General features: G+C 47.2%; 16 protein-coding genes. 7 read left to right on the top strand and 9 right to left on the bottom strand.

The window, feature by feature from the left end:
- Positions 1-127: 127 nt before the first annotated feature.
- From AC5YB3_RS09645 to prmA, 4 genes are all read right to left on the bottom strand, one after another.
- Positions 128-3118, bottom strand: a complete 2991-nt coding sequence (locus AC5YB3_RS09645; protein ID WP_494527016.1) for a UvrD-helicase domain-containing protein — start codon at positions 3116-3118, stop codon at positions 128-130.
- 342 nt (positions 3119-3460) lie between these two features.
- The gene (gene fis, locus AC5YB3_RS09640) at positions 3461-3766 is read right to left on the bottom strand and encodes a DNA-binding transcriptional regulator Fis (RefSeq protein ID WP_006083371.1); all 306 of its coding nucleotides are present in this window, start codon (positions 3764-3766) and stop codon (positions 3461-3463) included.
- A 16-nt stretch (positions 3767-3782) separates the two neighbouring features.
- A complete protein-coding gene (gene dusB / locus AC5YB3_RS09635) occupies positions 3783-4751 on the bottom strand; it encodes a tRNA dihydrouridine synthase DusB (RefSeq protein ID WP_006083370.1) in 969 nt (322 codons plus the stop codon).
- 174 nt (positions 4752-4925) lie between these two features.
- Positions 4926-5807: a 50S ribosomal protein L11 methyltransferase gene (prmA, locus tag AC5YB3_RS09630; RefSeq protein WP_063884687.1), complete on the bottom strand. Its 882-nt coding sequence runs from the start codon at positions 5805-5807 to the stop codon at positions 4926-4928.
- A gap of 384 nt (positions 5808-6191) precedes the next feature.
- Between prmA and AC5YB3_RS09625 the strand changes: the two genes are divergently transcribed.
- The 4 genes from AC5YB3_RS09625 (at position 6192) to AC5YB3_RS09610 (ending at position 10605) form a co-directional block, all read left to right on the top strand.
- The gene (locus tag AC5YB3_RS09625; RefSeq protein ID WP_494527015.1) at positions 6192-6914 is read left to right on the top strand and encodes a fumarate reductase cytochrome b subunit; all 723 of its coding nucleotides are present in this window, start codon (positions 6192-6194) and stop codon (positions 6912-6914) included.
- Between the two features lie 172 nt (positions 6915-7086).
- Entirely contained in the window at positions 7087-7758 is a 672-nt protein-coding gene (locus AC5YB3_RS09620) for a fumarate reductase cytochrome b subunit (RefSeq protein ID WP_115333742.1), read from the top strand.
- A 109-nt stretch (positions 7759-7867) separates the two neighbouring features.
- A complete protein-coding gene (locus AC5YB3_RS09615; protein ID WP_494527014.1) occupies positions 7868-9874 on the top strand; it encodes a fumarate reductase flavoprotein subunit in 2007 nt (668 codons plus the stop codon).
- The gene (locus tag AC5YB3_RS09610; RefSeq protein WP_063884690.1) at positions 9874-10605 is read left to right on the top strand and encodes a fumarate reductase iron-sulfur subunit; all 732 of its coding nucleotides are present in this window, start codon (positions 9874-9876) and stop codon (positions 10603-10605) included. Before AC5YB3_RS09615 ends, AC5YB3_RS09610 begins: the two co-directional genes overlap by 1 nt.
- A gap of 49 nt (positions 10606-10654) precedes the next feature.
- Here the strand turns inward: AC5YB3_RS09610 and AC5YB3_RS09605 are convergent, their stop codons facing one another.
- Together AC5YB3_RS09605 and AC5YB3_RS09600 are read right to left on the bottom strand one after the other, a co-directional pair.
- Entirely contained in the window at positions 10655-10939 is a 285-nt protein-coding gene (locus AC5YB3_RS09605) for a putative quinol monooxygenase (protein ID WP_259482901.1), read from the bottom strand.
- Positions 10936-11958, bottom strand: a complete 1023-nt coding sequence (locus AC5YB3_RS09600; RefSeq protein WP_259522983.1) for a zinc-binding alcohol dehydrogenase family protein — start codon at positions 11956-11958, stop codon at positions 10936-10938. Before AC5YB3_RS09600 ends, AC5YB3_RS09605 begins: the two co-directional genes overlap by 4 nt.
- Before the next feature lie 134 nt (positions 11959-12092).
- Here AC5YB3_RS09600 and AC5YB3_RS09595 point away from each other — a divergent pair, with 134 nt between their 5' ends.
- Positions 12093-13025: a LysR family transcriptional regulator gene (locus AC5YB3_RS09595; RefSeq protein ID WP_494527013.1), complete on the top strand. Its 933-nt coding sequence runs from the start codon at positions 12093-12095 to the stop codon at positions 13023-13025.
- A gap of 47 nt (positions 13026-13072) precedes the next feature.
- On the opposite strand, the gene rho is transcribed toward AC5YB3_RS09595, so the two are convergent.
- Complete coding sequence (gene rho / locus AC5YB3_RS09590; protein ID WP_006083361.1) at positions 13073-14338, bottom strand: transcription termination factor Rho; 1266 nt, start codon at positions 14336-14338, stop codon at positions 13073-13075.
- 209 nt (positions 14339-14547) lie between these two features.
- Positions 14548-14874 carry a thioredoxin TrxA gene (gene trxA, locus AC5YB3_RS09585; protein ID WP_006083360.1) on the bottom strand — a complete coding sequence of 109 codons (327 nt, stop codon included), beginning with the start codon at positions 14872-14874 and terminating at the stop codon, positions 14548-14550.
- 152 nt (positions 14875-15026) lie between these two features.
- Between trxA and rhlB the strand changes: the two genes are divergently transcribed.
- Positions 15027-16343: an ATP-dependent RNA helicase RhlB gene (gene rhlB / locus AC5YB3_RS09580; protein ID WP_006083359.1), complete on the top strand. Its 1317-nt coding sequence runs from the start codon at positions 15027-15029 to the stop codon at positions 16341-16343.
- A complete protein-coding gene (locus AC5YB3_RS09575; RefSeq protein WP_259482896.1) occupies positions 16344-17270 on the top strand; it encodes a Ppx/GppA phosphatase family protein in 927 nt (308 codons plus the stop codon).
- Positions 17271-17334: 64 nt separating this feature from the next.
- On the opposite strand, the gene AC5YB3_RS09570 is transcribed toward AC5YB3_RS09575, so the two are convergent.
- Positions 17335-17871, bottom strand: a complete 537-nt coding sequence (locus AC5YB3_RS09570; protein ID WP_494527012.1) for a thioredoxin family protein — start codon at positions 17869-17871, stop codon at positions 17335-17337.
- Positions 17872-18014 lie beyond the last annotated feature (143 nt).

Genomic DNA, 18014 nt, shown 5'->3' with positions numbered 1-18014 from the left:
GTCACAGTTAATCGAATAAAATATCTCTTAAGGAGTAGGTAGCCGCCTTAGCTTGGAGTTGCAAATTGGCTCTCGTAACCTTGAAATACAGATTGACGAAAACGCCAAAGCGTTTCGTTTATTTCACTTAATTTGGGATCGATAACTTGGCCTTGTTTAGCGTATTCGTACAACTGGGTAGGTTTTGCCCGCGGTAATTGCGACAGGCCCAAAAGGGGCCGAATCGACCATCTTTTAACTGCATATCGCCGCCGCAGAGGTTACAAAGCGGTGATATATGTCCACAAGCCTCATTTAGGCATATCTTAAAGCCTGCAAAACGTTTACGCGTCATTGGGCTAGCGCAAAGTTCACAGCCTTGTTCCTTGTGATCGCACAGGGGAAAGTGTGAGCAAGAATAAAACGATTTAAAATTCCCCGTTCTAGACTTAAGCGTTCCCGTGCTACAACGCACGCATTTTACTTCTTCAAATAACCTTTGTACTAAAGAGGTGTTGAACTCATCTTGTTCAATTGGGTAGTCTTTTGTAAGCAGTTCAGTGACGAAAGGGCTCACATCTGTCATATCAGCAATCACATAGACACGGTGTTTTGCCCGCGTTAATGCGACATAAAATAGTCGGCGTTCTTCTGCAAATTCAAATGCTTCAGTTTTAGGTAAAAAAGCATCCAGTATCGGCGGCGTAATTTTCATCGACGGAAAGCCATGCATTCCCGTCTTCATCCCCATGATCACCACATAATCGGCTTCTTTCCCTTTCGAAGCGTGAAATGATTGGCACTCAATCTTCACGTTGGGGTACTTAGCCTTGAGTTGGTTAACTTGGCTGTTATCGGGTAACTGAAACCAAAAACGTGCCAGCAAATAGACGCTTGGTAAGCTGCTAAGTTTGTCACTTCCGGCGTTTATCCTTGCACTTATTGCCGTTAATGCTTGTTCCAGTGCATTCTGGCTTGGCTCATCTTTATTGGCGGGTTCGTTTTCTCCTCGGCGTATTATTGAAACTGCGGGGGAGGTAACCTGCGTGAGGGAGCGAATATCCTTGCTCAATTGTGTGGGATTTTGGTTGACAAACTGGGTGGCAACCTTCCCAATACTGCTGTTAAACCTAAAAGTCAGATCTAAGTCGCTTTGGGCGGTTGGGCCAAAATAGTGAGTAAACTGCGTAGTTAAACTCACATCTGCGCCGCTAAAGCGATAAATCGCCTGCCAGTCATCCCCTACACAAAATAAAGACGCCTGCGCTTTAGAATGGGGCGCACAGGAATCCCTCAAGGCACGCACTAAGCGGGCACGTGGTTCTGAAATATCTTGGAACTCATCCACCATAATGAAACGCCACGGGCTAATAAATTGCCCGCGTTGTAGATACGTCAGCGCTTTGCCAATCATGTCCTCAAAATCAATGTCGCCATTTATTGCTAAATGTTGCTCATAGCGCGTGATTATGGGCTCAAGCAGTTCGAATGCCTTACGGGTCTGCTGAGCATCGGCGGCGCGGGCAAATACCCCATCAAGGCCATGTTCATCAAGGCAAGCTGCTTTATACAGCCCAATCAGCTGACTAAACATTTTTGCCAATTCAGTCACGCGGCCTAGTTCATGCAGGGTGGCGAGTATGGCTTCATCGGGTAAGGGGGCGTATTGCACTTTAAAGACCTGTAAAGCTTGCTCAAGCTTACCGATTAACGACCCGTTTTTATGTTGGTAATAAAATAGCTCAATACACTTAGTACCATGTTGTTGATGTAGCTGGCGTTTCCATGCCATCGATTCCAAGTACTTTTGGTTATCGATATAAGGGGCGGTATGCTGGTGTTCATCAATACCATAGTATTCAAGATAAACTTGGTATTCAGGCAGATAGAAATCGGGTTGATACTGACGAAAATCAATACTACGCACATCATGCTCATACTTAGCTTCATAAACATATTCAATGCCATTGCTAAATAGCCAGTTGGCAATGTAGAGCTCACCAAAGCTTTTGACTCGCTCACCTTTAAGGGTGCGAATATCGTTATCATTCAAGTATTGAAAATACTCACCTTCCACCTCGAACTCGAACGGGCTTTTTTCAACATAATAGAAACGGCTGAAGTACTCGAAAAGTTTTTTACGGTAAGCCTCATCTTCAATCAAAGTCTCAAGGGTATTGTGCACCCACAGCTCTTTGGCTTTGTCATCCTCTGCCCAAGGGGACAAACTGGGTTTAGCGCGCTCAACGTCGGCGATAATTTTTAAGCCTAAACTGTGGAAAGTGCTTGCCTTGATATCCTCCGTGCCTAGCTTGTTTTTAATTCGCTCATCCATCTCGTCAGCGGCTTTACGACCATAGGCTAACAGCAGTATTTCATCGGCTTTTGCTTGACCACTCTTCAGCAAATATCCGGCTCGCCCGACCATCACACTGGTTTTGCCCGTGCCAGCACCTGCCAATAACAAGTTATTGTTATCATCAATAATACAAGCTCGGCGCTGTTTTTCGGTTAAGGGATTAGATTCTACATGCTCAAAATAGTCTGCAAATTTAACGAGTTGTGACAGAACGTAATCTTCACGCAGCTGCTTTATATCGGCGCGAGTCCAGCGGTGGATTTGCTTAAGCCTCACTAACACTGTGTGTAAATGTGCAGACAATGACAGGTTTTCACACCAAGGAAACCAACGCTGATATTCGCGCGCGACTCTGGCTTGTATCATTGCTAAACGTGATTCACGTAAATAAGTGTGTGCCAGTATTTTATCGACTTTCGCCACTAACTCAGCAATGCGCGCCCCATTAGCATTCGCCCAAAGCTGTGCGATTTCGTTGCCAAATTGATGCTGCGCAAAATAGCTTAGAAACGGCAGTTGATAGGCTTTGCCAGATACAGTGAAACCGAGCAAGTATCCGAGCGGACTCAAGGTAAAAACCGGCGGGGAGTCGAGCTGCTGCCAAGTAAAATGTTCGTCAGCTGCTACTTTATTAGCGCTGCGAGAGTGAGCAAAAAAGCCGCCTTTAGTGCGATTAATGCTAATACCACTGGCGCTGAGTTTTACCGCATCAGCTTTGCCAATAAAGAAATGGCCAAACCAACTGTGCTTGATATCTTGTTCAGAGTGAGTCAATGACAATGTAAAACCTACGGCTAAAAAGTTTTAGAATTAACAGGCTGATTTTTAAATGCATTATAACTTAAAACCCGATAGCTCGTGTCAAGGTTGTGCTATGGGTCGGTGTGGATTGTCTATTTATTTTGGTCGCTAGAGCAGCCAAGCTCATAGTGTTGGTGAATGATGTCTTAGTTGGCGTGAGAGGCGTGGCAAACCAAGCATGATGGTGACTATGTAACTATATGCATAAGAAGGGCGCGCATTAGAAAGGTGTACATTAGAAAATGATGTATCAAAAAGCAAAAAAGCCTGAATTTCTTCAGGCTTTTTCTTTTCTCAATACAACAGCTTAACCCTTGCGGATTAGTTCATGCCGTATTTTTTCAATTTTTTACGCAGAGTACCACGGTTGATACCTAGCATGTTTGCTGCGCGGGTTTGGTTGCCACGAGTGTGTTGCATGATGATGTCAAGCAGAGGCGCTTCAACTTCGCTTAGCACCATTTCATAAACTTCTTGTGCTTCCTGACCGTCCAACTGTGCGAAGAAGTTAGTTACGGCACGCTTTACTGCGTCACGTAATAACTGGGGCTTGATAGTGCCGTTTGCGGTTTCGATTTTGCCAACGGTAAGCTGGTGAACTTCTGTGTTAGTTGTCTGATCAAACATTCTATTCTGCTCTTTATTAATTCTGTACTAATTCATCAAAATAACATTCCACGAGGGAATACTGTTCTGCAGCGGTTTCCAGCCGATTAAAGTCAGCCCTAAATTGGCGCTGAGCTTCTTGGTCTAGGTACCATCCCATATGTTTTCTGGCGAAGCGGATACCCTTGTATTCACCATACAAATCATACAGTTTGGTGAGGTGTTCCAGCATCACTTGACGCTGTTCGGCAACCTCAATGGGCGCTAGCTTATTACCCGTTTCCAAGTAGTGCTGGATTTCTCTGAAAATCCAAGGCCGTCCTTGAGCACCCCGTCCTATCATCAAGGCATCGGCACCGGTGTATTCCAGCACAAAGCGGGCTTTCTCCGGACTGTCGATATCCCCATTAGCGACGACAGGAATCGAGACATTCTGTTTGATTGCTTTAATCGTGTCGTACTCAGCGTCGCCTCTGTACATACATTGTCTCGTGCGACCGTGAACGGCGAGCGAGGCGATGCCACAATCTTGGGCAATCTGGGCGATTTGAACACCATTCTTGTGTTCTGGCTCCCAGCCGGTGCGAATCTTTAACGTGACGGGCACATTCACTGCGGCGACCACGGCTTGTAAAATTTCTTTTACCAGCGGCGGGTTTTGCATCAGCGCTGAGCCAGCCAGCTTTTTATTCACTTTTTTCGCGGGGCAACCCATATTGATATCAATGATGTGAGCGCCTTGTTCAACATTGAACAACGCGGCTTGCGCCATTAAATCAGGATCGGCTCCTGCAATTTGCACTGAGCGGATGCCTTCCTCGCCAGAATGCGTCATGCGCTGGCGGCTTTTATCTGTATCCCAAACCTCAGGATTGGATGAAAGCATCTCGGAAACCGCTAGGGCTGCGCCATAACGAAGACAAAGATTACGGAAAGCTTGATCGGTGACACCTGCCATTGGTGCCACGATCAGCTGATTGTTCAGTTGATAGGGTCCAATCTGCATTTTATGCTTCACCTTAGCTCTTCAAAGGGGCGCTATAGTAGCCCTTTTTGTTGGCCGTGAAAAGGTCAATAAATGACCTAGATGTAATTTTTTTTCTTGACTTTTAATCGGCGAGAAGTCAGAGGCTGAATAGTTGGAAGCCAGCGGTGGCGCATGTTGCGCCACCCTTTAGCGCTATTTACGCTTGCCTGTCAAGCGGCTCCAATCTTCTTTGTGAGCCGCTGCGTCCATATCGAACCATTGGCTATAAAAGTCAGAGATTTCTTGGGCTTGTTCTTTGAGGAGACCGGAAAGGGCAAGTTTGCCACCGGTTTTTACGCGTTCTGCGATCAAAGGCGCTAATTCACGCAGTGGGCCGGCAAGAATATTGGCGACCAGTACGTCGGCTTTGAGATCGGCGGGTTGGTCTTCTGGTAAGTACAAGGCTAGCTTGTCGGCGACATCATTGCGCTCGGCGTTGGCACGTGAGGCGTCGATGGCTTGATAGTCGATATCGATACCTGTGACGTTTTTCGCGCCCAGTTTCAGTGCGGCTACGGCTAAGATGCCAGAGCCACAGCCAAAGTCGATCACTTCTTCATTGCTTAAATCTAAGCTGTCTAGCCACTCTAAACACAGTGCAGTCGTAGGGTGAGTACCTGTGCCGAAGGCAAGACCGGGATCGAGGATCACATTGACTGCAGTTGGATCGGGGATCTCGCGCCAGCTTGGGCAGATCCACAGACGCGTGCCGAATTGAATGGGGTGGAAGTTATCCATCCACTCACGCACCCAGTCTTTATCTTCAATTTGTTCGACCTTATGGCTGAAGTTCTCGCCGAGGAAAGGCAAGGTTTTCAACATGGCGATGGTCGGTGTCAGATCGGTTTCTGCATCGAATAAGGCAACGACAACGGTATCGCGCCACAGTGGGGTTTCGCCCAGTTTAGGTTCAAAAATAGGGGTGTCTTTACCGTCTTCGAAGGTGATAGAGACTGAGCCTTCTTCCATGAGCAAGTCGCTGATGGTTTCAGCGTCATCGCTATTGGTGTTTATACGGAGTTGGATCCAAGGCATGGGGGCATCCTGTGGCTGAGTGTGCAAAAGCTAAGGGTTCAAAATATCGCGCTATTGTAAACCATGGCTTAAGGTTCTGCGACTGACTATCGTGGCATAGCGTTTTTGTCTGCGTAGACAAGGTGTTAGCGAACGCGCATTGATTGGTATTAAAAAACGAATTATCAGTTTTAATATTTAATATAACACTCTGAAATATATTGGTTAATTGGCTTTACCTTTGTTTGGTTCGGTATGTTTTTTGTGATCTTCTTCTAAGAGTTGCACTCAGTCAGGTGAGTTGGCTCACGCTTTAAATCTGTGACACTGAGGCCGGTTCTGCGTTGCTGCTATGGTGTAGTTTGCCAAGAGGTGCCAACGACGAACGACATAGGTGAATCTAAGATGACAAGCATAACTCGAGTTCACAATAGGGTGAGTACGCCGCTAGGTCATCCTTGGTCGGCAAAGGCTGACAGGCTACAGAGCGCGACAGGGATTATGCTCGGCAGCTTTTTATTGCTGCATATGCATTTTGAGTCGAGCATTTTGCTGGGAAAAGAGGCCTTTTATCGTGTGGTGCAGTTGCTTGAAGGTGGCATGTTCAGCAGCACTGGACACGGTTTCCCCATAGTCACTAAAGTGTTTTCAGTGTTTATGTTGCTGGTGGTGGTAGTGCATGCGGCGGTGGCACTGCGGCGTTTTCCGGCGCAACTGGGGCAATGGCGCGCCCTGCGCTCGCACATGGGCAGCATCAACCACAAGGACACCCATGCGTGGTTTTGGCAATTGATCAGCGGCTTTATCTTATTTTTCCTCGTTCCTGTTCACCTCTTCACTATGATTTTGAATCCCGAAATTGGTCCGCATTTATCGGCCGAGCGGGTGTATCACGACAATGCTTGGTTGTTATATGCGCTGTTGCTGCCTGCTGTGGTCGTGCACGCCATGATTGGCCTGTATCGCGTCGCGGTAAAGTGGGGCATAACCACTAAACGTTCAGGTCTACGAAAAGTCGCTAAGGTGTTGATTATCTATCTGCTATGTCTGGGGACTGCGAGCCTAGTGTCCTATCTTTTTATCGGTAGTGAGCTGGGTATTCCTGTGCAGCCCTTTGTGCCTGAGTAGGCTTTGAGCTGGCAGCAGGATTTTGTTTCACTGCTATTATTTAAGCATTAGGTTAATTATTCAGCACTCAATTGATCTGGCTCACGTTTTCATGTGGATATGTGAGAGATATTAATTTGCAGTAAGACTTAATGAGATTGGCTCGATAAGGTCAACGGCGTGAGGCGAGAGGATGGCGATCAAACTAACTATTAAAAAATGGAGTGCTTGGCTGGATTTAAGTCAGAGCGTGTCTGGCGTCATCCTCGCGGTCTTTCTGTGGACCCACTTAGTCTTAGTGTCATCGATTTTACTGGGTAGCGATGCCATGAATTGGGTGGCGCGCACTATGGAGTTGAGTTTTCTTTCTGACGATGGCCACGGTTATCCCTGGGTGGTGACGGCTATTGCAATGGGCATTGCCGCTCTAGCGTTAGTGCATGTGTTAGTTGCGCTGCAAAAGTTACCTATGAGTTTGCGCCAGCAAAGAGCACTGCGGCAACAAATGCAAGTGATCAACCACAGTGATACGCGTCTATGGCGCTGGCAAGCCATTACCGGTGTGGTGATTTTACTCTTGTTGCCTGTGCATCTGTGGCTCATAGGCTCAGCCCCCGAAACCATAGGTCCCCAAGGGAGCGCTGACCGTATTTGGAACCAAGGTGTGTGGATGGTTTATCTGCCGTTGCTGCTCACGGTGGAGTTACATGCGGCGATTGGTATTTACCGTGTGGCCTTGAAATGGGGCGCGGCGCGGGATCTCAATAGTCGCAACCGATTACGTAAGATTAAAACTATAGTGAGCGTGCTATTTGTCACCGTAGGCATAGCTTCGCTGCTGGCGTTTTTACCCCATGCGAGTTAACTCCGCCAGAAATTAATGAATAAGTAAATCAATGAATAAGCTTATTAATGAATAGAATGTCGAACACAGCAAACTGCACAAGAATAATAGACCCGATTAAGGAGCAGGCGTGAAACTGATTTATACTGATTCATTAGTGGTAGGCGCCGGACTCGCTGGCTTAAGGGTCGCCATCGCCTCCAAAGAGCGGGGGCTCGATACCTTAGTCCTGTCACTCATTCCTGCGAAACGCTCCCACTCAGCTGCTGCCCAAGGCGGCATGCAAGCGAGCTTAGGCAATGCCGTAAAAGGCATGGGCGATGATGAAGACGTGCATTTTCAAGATACGGTAAAAGGTTCCGATTGGGGCTGCGATCAAGATGTGGCGCGGATGTTTGCTCACTGTGCGCCCAAGGCTGTGCGTGAATTGGCGACGTGGGGCGTGCCTTGGTCAAGGGTAAGTGCAGGCCCAAGAGACGTGATTGTGAACGCGCAAAAAGTGACGCTGCATGAGGCGCAGGAAGCCCATGGACTGATTAACGCCCGTGACTTTGGCGGCACAAAAAAATGGCGCACTTGCTACACGGCCGATGGTACGGGTCATTCGCTGTTATACGCTATGGATAACAAAGCGATTTCTATGGATATTCCCGTCCATGAACGTATTGAAGCGCTGGCACTGATTCACGATGGTAAACGTTGCCATGGGGTGATCGCCCGCTGTTTGATAACCGGTGAACTCAGGGCCTATGTGGCTAAGTCCACCACCATCGCCACTGGCGGATATGGCCGCATTTATGAAGTGTCGACCAATGCGATTATCTGCGAAGGCATTGGCCAAGCGTTGGCGCTAGAAACAGGCGTCGCAAGGCTTGGCAATATGGAAGCAGTACAATTCCACCCAACCGCCATTGTTCCTGTGGGCATTTTAACCACGGAAGGCTGCCGTGGTGATGGTGGTTTATTGCGCGATAAAGACGGTTATCGCTTTATGCCAGACTATGAGCCCGATAAAAAAGAGTTGGCATCGCGGGATGTGGTATCGCGCCGCATGACAGAACATATACGTAAAGGTAAAGGTGTCGATAGCCCCTATGGACCGCATTTGTGGCTGGATATTACCCTGTTAGGTCGCAAACACATCGAAACTAACCTTAGGGAAGTACAGGAAATTTGTGAGAACTTCCTCGGTATCGACCCCGCTAAGGATTGGATCCCAGTACGGCCAACGCAGCATTATTCCATGGGCGGCATTCGAACCAATGCCACGGGTGAAAGCCCGCAGCTTAAAGGCTTGTTTAGCGTCGGCGAAGCGGCGTGTTGGGACATGCATGGTTTTAACCGTTTAGGCGGTAATTCGCTGGCCGAAACCGTGGTTGGCGGCATGATTATTGGTAAATATGTCGCCGATTTTTGTGAGAACAATAGCCTAGAGATAGACACTCAGCTTGCTGAACGGTTTATGCAGCAAGTGCAGAGTGAAATAGATCTGCTGATCGAGGGGGATGGTCACGAGAGCGCCTTTGCACTCAAACGCGAAATGCAGCGCATCATGATGGATTATGTGGGGATTTTCCGTAATGGCCCTGAGCTTGATAAAGCCGTCGCTGAACTTAAAGTGCTGCTCGAACGTTCGCGTAAACTTGGGCTTAAGTGTAAAAAGCGTCACGCCAATCCTGAGCTGGTCGAAGCCCTGCGGGTCAAGCGTATGCTCAAAGTCGCGCTGACTGTGGCCTGCGGCGCAGTGGCACGAACCGAAAGTCGTGGTGCCCATGCTCGAGAAGATTTTCCGCAGCGCAATGACCGCGATTGGCTAAACCGTACCTTAGCCAGTTGGCCCGATCCCGATGCGCTCGAACCTGTGCTTAATTACGAAGCGCTCGATGTGATGAAGATGGAGCTCCCGCCGGGTTATCGTGGTTATGGCATTAACAACGCCATAGTGCATCCGGATACCGAAAAACGTGAGCAACAGATTGCCGAGATTTTAGCTGAGTTAGGTGATGATGCGGACCGTTATCAACGCCAGCGGGCGCTTATGCCCTTTGAATTACCCGAAAGCTTACAACCTAATAATGAACGTTTAAGTGATACTTTAAAAAGCCCGTCCGCCAATGCGTTAGGAGAAAAATCATAATGAGCCAAGGTCGTCAGTTAACCTTTAATATCTTTCGTTATGATCCGCAGGAGCCAAACGATAAGCCCAAAATGGTGCGATATCAGCTGACTGAAACGCCGGGGATGACGGTCTTTATCGCCCTCAATAAACTCAGGGAAGAACAAGATACCTCGATGCAGTTCGACTTTGTTTGTCGTGCGGGCATTTGTGGCAGTTGCGCTATGGTGATTAACGGTTTCCCGACGTTAGCGTGTCGTACCTTAACCGCCAAATACCCTAAGGGCGAAATCACTCTAATGCCGCTGCCAGGCTTTGAGTTGATTGGCGACCTATCAGTCAATACCGGTAAGTTTATGCGGGAATTGGCCGAACGCTTAAAGCTGTGGTTACACCCTAAGGCCAATGATATCAGCGTGCATCGCCTCGAAGATCCAATGGATCCAGACGAAGCTGCGCGACTGTATGAGCTAGAGCGCTGCGTTGAGTGCGGCGTGTGTGTTTCAGCTTGTGCGACCAAACAAATGCGTGAAACCTTTGTCGGTGCCGTAGGTATGATGAAAATTGCCCGTTTCGAGATGGACAGCCGTGACGCTCGTACTGCCGAGGATTTTTACCATGTGATTGGTAATCAGGATGGGGTGTTTGGTTGTATGACTTTACTCGGCTGCCAAGACAACTGTCCTAAGGATTTGCCACACATGCAGCAGATCGCTTATTTACGCCGTAAGATGGCCATGACTTTGATTTAATGAGTGTTAAATGATGAAAAGCGCCAACGTGTTTGGCGCTTTTTATTGATTAACAGGCGTAGCTTTTATTGATGTCAGCTCGACTGATTAAGTCTGCCGTTTGGGCGACAAATGCTTGGAAATGCGCACTCGCCATATGCTCATCCAATGCCGCTTGGGATTGCCAAATTTCGTACATCCAAAAGATATTTTCATCATCCAATGAGTGATGCAGTTTGTATTCGATGCAGCCAGCCTCGGTATGCGTGTCTGTCACGAGTTGCTTGAGTATCTTAAATAGCGCGTCGCTTTGACCTTGATTCGCTATGATTTGGGCAAATACTGTTATTTTCATTGGTTAAAACCTTCTAAAACAATTTTACCTATGGCTTTGCCTGACTCAATCAGAGTGTGGGCCTTGATTAAGTTTTGCGCATTAATTGTGCCGTAGTGCTCGCCGAATGTACTCTGCAATTCACCCGTATCGATAAGTGCGCTTAAGCGGTTGAGTAAGTGGTGTTGCGCAATCATATCTTCGGTTTGATACAGGCTGCGGGTAAACATCAGCTCCCAATGCAGTGACAGGCTCTTACGCTTGAGTTTCATCACATCTAATGGCCCCTTAGGATCATCGATTAACGCCAGTTTCCCTTGTGGCTTAAGCACTTGTACGATCTCATCGAAGTGTTGATCGGTTTGGGTCAAGCTAATCACATGGGTCACATCAGCAATGCCAATATTGGCAAGTTCGCCCGAGAGTGATTGAGTGTGGTCTATGACCGCATCGGCGCCGAGTTTTTGCACCCAAGCGGTGGATTCTGGGCGAGAAGCTGTGCCAATCACCTCTGCCCCTGTGAGTTTTACCGCCAGCTGAGTGATGATAGAGCCAACGCCACCTGCCGCGCCGATAATTAAAATACGGGCGTCAGTTGCCGAACCATCTTGGGGTAGACCTAAGCGGTCGAATAGAATCTCCCATGCTGTAATTCCGGTTAAGGGTAATGCCGCCGCTTGGGCATAAGTTAAACTCTTAGGTTTATGGCCGACAATTCGCTCATCAACCAATTGATATTCGGCATAACTGCCGCTTCGGCTAATATCGCCCGCGTACCACACTTCATCACCAACGTTGAAAAGACTGACGTTTTCGCCAACTGCTTTAACGACGCCGACGGCATCCCAGCCGATGATCTTATATTCGCCTGCTGGCGCCGAGCTGGATGCGCGGATTTTAGTGTCGACCGGATTGACGGAAATGGCTTTGACTTCCACCAAGAGGTCAAACCCTGTCGCCGTCGGTTCGGCTAACGTGATGTTTTCTAATGCATTGGGCGCTGTGATTGCACCTGCAGTTTGGTAACCAATGGCTTTCATGTCTATTCCTCTGGGTGTACTGGCTGGAGTCGATCTGTTTGAGTGTACTTGTATCGTGTTGCCATTGTGTGGAATATTAGCTAAGAGATAAACAGGGTAAAGTTTGTAATTTTTTCAAAGGATTTTTGATAATCATGTTGATTAATGATTTAGCTTTGTTCGTGCGGGTCGCCGATTGTGGCAATATTTCTGCCGCTGCGGCCGAGATGGATATCTCCGCCGCTTCTGCCAGTGCCGCAATAAAACGGCTTGAAAAACAGCTCGATACTAGCTTATTTATCCGTACAACTCGCAGCTTACGTTTGACAGTACAAGGTGAGCGTTATCTTATTCATTGTCGTCGTGCTTTAAGCGATTTAGCGCTCGGCGAGCAAGCCATCGCCAGTGACAAAGGTAAGATATCTGGCACCTTAAGCCTGTCGGTTTCTTCGGATTTTGGCCGTAATCTGTTTGTGCCTTGGCTCGATGAGTTCTTGCTCGATTTCCCACAATTGCAAGTGCGCTTGCATCTTGGCGATAATATCAGCAGCTTTTATCACGATAAAATTGATGTCGCGGTGCGTTACGGCAAACCGCAGGACTCAAACCAAGTGGCATTTCCGCTCTGCAGTGTTGATCGTGTCTTGTGCGCCTCACCTGAATATCTGGCCGAGTTTGGTGTGCCAGATTCATTAGAACAGCTGATAGAGCATAATTGCTTGTTTTATAAGTTAGATGATCGCACCCACGATCAATGGCTATTTAGGTGCGACGGCCAAGAATATAAAGTGCGTGTCACGGGCAACCGCAGTGCTAACGATGCAGAAATTGCTCGTCGTTGGGCTGTGGCTGGCAAAGGGTTGGTCTTTAAGTCGAGTCTAGATCTGGCCGATGACTTAATTTCAGGGCGGTTAGTACGATTGTTGCCTGAGTATCAAGGTGAGCCAGTCGATTTGTACTTAGTGTGCCCAGGACGCGAGCATGTGACGCCTGTTGTCTTGTTGCTGCGGGAAATGCTGCGGCAGCGCACACAGGCTTTGAGTAAAAGCTTAGGTCAAATACTGGCAGTAAAAAATCTTAGGATTTAAGAAACAAAAAAGCCGCATGATGCGGCTTTTTTAGCGACTCGCGAAGATTAAGACTTAGCGCGTTTCATGGCGGTAAAGAATTCTTCGTTAGTCTTGGTCATAGCCAATTTGTCGATTAAGAATTCCATTGCGCTGACTTCATCCATAGGATTTAAAATCTTACGCAGGATCCACATTTTTTGCAGTTCTTCTTGAGTCGTGAGTTTTTCTTCACGACGCGTACCACTGCGGTTGAAGTCAATGGCTGGGAACACACGCTTTTCTGCCGCTTTACGTGACAGATGCAGTTCTTGGTTACCTGTACCTTTAAATTCTTCGTAGATCACTTCGTCCATCTTAGAACCAGTATCAACCAAAGCAGTGGCGATAATGGTCAAGCTGCCGCCGTGTTCGATGTTACGTGCCGCACCGAAGAAGCGTTTTGGACGGTGCAGGGCGTTCGCATCCACACCACCGGTTAACACTTTACCCGATGACGGGATCACAGTGTTATAGGCACGGGCTAGACGAGTAATAGAATCGAGTAGGATAACCACGTCTTTCTTGTGTTCAACCAAGCGCTTGGCTTTTTCAATCACCATTTCGGCAACTTGAACGTGACGGCTGGCTGGCTCATCGAAGGTTGATGCGATAACTTCGCCTTTAACGAGGCGTTGCATCTCAGTGACTTCTTCTGGACGTTCGTCGATCAACAATACCATCAACACCACTTCTGGGTTGTTGTAGCTGATGCTCTGAGCAATACCTTGAAGTAATAGCGTTTTACCGGCTTTTGGTGGTGCAACGATCAAACCACGTTGACCTTTACCAATCGGTGAACATAAATCCAGAATACGCGCGGTAATATCTTCAGTTGAGCCGTTGCCACGCTCCATACGCATACGTTCTTCTGCGTGGAGTGGGGTTAAGTTTTCAAAGAGGATTTTATTACGGGAGTTTTCTGGTTTATCGAAGTTAACTTCGTTGACTTTCAATAGGGCAAAATAACGCTCGCCTTCTTTCGGTGGGCGAATTTTACCAAAAATGGTATCACCCGTTCGCATGTTAAAGCGGCGAATTTGGCTTGGTGAGACATAGATGTCATCTGGACCAGCTAAATAAGAACCGTCTGAGCTGCGTAAGAAGCCGAAACCGTCTTGGAGTATTTCTAATACCCCACCACCGAAAATGTCTTCTCCACTTTTTGCGTGGGCTTTAAGGATTGAGAAAATAATGTCCTGCTTGCGAGCGCGGGCCATATTTTCGAGCTTCATATTTTCAGCTAGCGAGACTAGGTCAGAAATCGGCGTGTCTTTTAATTCAGTTAAGTTCATTTTGGGGGTCTTGTGTTACGCGACAAAGCTTACCGCGATCAATCAGTAAGGATGTAATTCAGGATAGTGATTGACGAGCGAGAAGAGGTTATTAGAAAGAATCTGGTTATTAAAGTAGCACTAACAAAGCGGGGCGTCCAGAAATTTAGGGAAATTCCGGCACAATTAATTTATAGCTTGTGCCGGAGGTCACTCATTACCACATCAAATTAGATTTGCGCGTCGATAAACTCTTTTAATTGCGTTTTTGAGAGTGCGCCAACTTTAGTTGCGGCTAATTCGCCGTTCTTGAATAACAGTAAAGTTGGGATGCCACGAACGCCATATTTCGCTGGAGAAACATTGTTTTGGTCAACGTTTAATTTAGCGATAGTCACGCGGCCTGCATATTCTTCAGACACATCGTCTAAAATTGGAGCGATCATTTTACAAGGACCACACCACTCGGCCCAGAAGTCTACCAATACTGGCAAATCAGACTTTAATACGTCGTTTTCGAAGCTGTCGTCACTCAGGTATATAATTTTATCGCTCATGATGTTCTCCAGTTTGGGTGCCATTGCTGGTTTGTTAATGGCTTACCATGTATATTGGGGCTGAAAAATAGCTTTTCAAGTTACCTTTTTACAATGTGGCTATTTCAAACGATCGAGTATCTTATTGCAACCTCAACAGGTAAGCTTGCGCTATGAGCGAAACACATCTATCTACCCAAAGGTTTGCCGACCTACCTCTACATCCTGAGGTTAAACAGGCCCTTGCCGAGAATGGCTTCGAATTTTGTACGCCGATCCAGGCGTTATCACTGCCTGTATTACTTCAATCAAAAGATATCGCTGGTCAAGCACAAACGGGCACTGGCAAGACAATGGCCTTTTTGGTCGCCACTTTTAATCACTTATTATCGACTCCCGTACCTGAAGGTCGATTGATTAATCAGCCCCGCGCCATCATTATGGCTCCGACTCGCGAACTGGCAATTCAAATCGCTAAAGATGCGATTTTACTCGCTAAACACACTCACTTAAAGGTGGGTATTGTTTATGGCGGCGAAAGTTACGATGTACAGCGTAAAGTATTAGATCAAGGTGTTGATATCTTGATTGGTACTACGGGTCGAATTATCGACTACGTTCGCCAAGGCATTATCGGTCTGAATTCGATTCAGGCTGTAGTATTAGATGAAGCCGATCGTATGTTCGATCTAGGTTTTATCAAAGATATCCGCTTCTTGTTTAGACGTATGCCTGAGGCAAATCAACGTCTTAATATGCTATTTTCGGCAACCTTGTCGATGAAAGTGCAAGAGCTGGCTTACGATCATATGAACGAGCCGGTTAAAGTCGAAATCGCCCCTGAAGAAAAAACCTCCAAAAACATCAAAGAAGAAATCTTCTATCCTTCGCAAGAAGAGAAGATGCGTTTGCTGTTGACCTTGATTGAAGAAGATTGGCCAGAAAAAGCCATCGTTTTCTCTAACACTAAGCACAGCTGTGAAACGCTTTGGTCTTGGCTTGAAGGTGACGGACATCGCGTGGGTTTGTTAACGGGTGATGTGCCACAGAAAAAACGTATTCGTATTCTTGAGCAGTTTACCAGTGGCCAATTAGATATATTGGTTGCTACCGATGTAGCGGCTCGCGGTTTACATATTTCTGACGTTTCACACGTGTATAACTATGATTTACCTGATGATTGTGAAGACTATGTGCACCGAATCGGTCGTACGGGTCGTGCGGGTAATAAGGGCATGTCGATAAGCTTTGCCTGTGAAGAGTACGCGTTGAACTTGCCAGCAATCGAAAGCTATATTAATCATTCGATTCCAGTGAGTAATTACGACAGTGAAGCTTTATTGGCCGATATTCCAACGCCAGCGAAGATCCACCGTAAACACCCGAGCGGCACTCGAAACCTGCGTGATCGTTCTGGGACAAGTCGTCCAGGTGCGCAACGCAGTGGTGCTCGCCCTCCTCGTCATGATAGGACACGTAGACATTCGTAAATGCCAACACCCGCTTATGCCGCTATAACATTAGGCTCAAACAGTTTTAATATGCTGATCGCCAAAACTCGTGGTGGTCAGCCGCATATTATTGCGAAATATAAACGCAAGGTGAGGCTCGCCGAAGGTATCGGCGACGATGGCAACTTAAGCCATGACGTGATGCAGCGCGGCCTCGACTGTTTGAGTATGTTTGCCCAAATGTTGGTGCAACATAAGATTGAAGCAAATCATGTTGCTGTGATTGCTACCGCAACCCTTCGCAGTATCAGCAATGCCGATGAGTTTAATCGGCGTGCAGTGCCACTCCTTGGTCATCCAATTGAAATCATCTCAGGCATGCGTGAAGCTGAGCTTATCTATCAAGGTATGGTGGCAACCACCTGTGGTCAAGGGCGCCGTTTAGTGATAGATATCGGCGGGGCGAGCACTGAGTTTATTATCGGTGATGGGCATCAAGTGTTGTTCAAAACCAGTTTGCCCTTTGGTAGCGTGACTTATAATCGCCAATTTTTTAGTAGCTTACCGCTGCAGCAGTTAGATTTTGATGATGCCAAGCAGCAAGTGCTAACCGCATTAGCTGAGCATAGACAAACGCTACGCGATCTAGGCTGGCATTGTGTTGTTGGCGCCTCTGGTGCGGTGCAATCTGTGGTTGAAGTACTGCTTCACCGTGGCTTATCTGAAACGATAACGCTCGATGTGCTCACTCAGCTGAAGGCTGAAATTCTCGCCCAAGAAGACATTGGCTTAACGGGGATCGCTGGGCTTTGTAGCGAGCGGGCACCGACTTTTGCAGCGGGTGTCGCTATTTTATTGGCTTTGTTTGAGTTGCTGGGGATAGAGCATTTAGCCTTATCTGGCGGCGCATTACGTGAAGGTGTTTTAGTGATGCTCGCGCAGCGAATTATTGACGAAGCGAGCTAAGCTTTCTCTGAATGGATAAAAACCAAAGGCCGCTATGCGGCCTTTATTGTGTGTACTGCATCGCTTATTTCAATAAATCGGCGAGATCTTTTTCTAAGGAAACGGTTGGGCGCTCTACGATACGGCCAACTTCTTTACCTTGCTGTAGCACAATAAAGGTTGGAATACGGGGAAAGTCGTATTTGGCAGCTAAGCCTTCGGGATCTTTCTTCGTCCGGTCGACACCAATATAGGTCACTTTGATATTGGGATTGGCGACTTCTTCCATGATTCGGATAAAGCGCGGTGTTTCACGGTGACAATCTGGACACCAAGTACCAATGATCACAATAATTTCAGTTGGTTCAGTGACGCTTTTAAGCGGGGTGATTGCCGCAGTGTCGACTTGATAGCTTTTATACCCTTCGGCAAACTCATTGAGATCTGTGACTAAATGTTGTGCTTCGACTATGCCAGTTAAAATCACTTCTTGTTTCTCCTCGCTGCAGGTCGCAATTAAGCCCTGTTGTTGTTCTTCAAATCCACAGCCACCATTGGCTAGTACCTGACAACTAAAAAATAAGGCTGTAGTGGCTATGAATGCCTTAATGTTATTGTGCATGATGCGCCCTTAAAATCGAAGAGAAAGAATGAAGCTTGATTCAAACATTATTCTCGATGCGATTAAAGCGGATCATTGATTTGCTGCAAGCTAGATCACGCATTGCTAATATCTGTAAGCTTAACGATCATAGGATTGCATGG

The sequence above is a fragment of the Shewanella sp. 1311 genome (assembly GCF_059338235.1).
The sequence above is the reverse complement of the archived record's forward strand: the minus strand, read 5'-3'. Positions and strand labels throughout refer to the sequence as shown.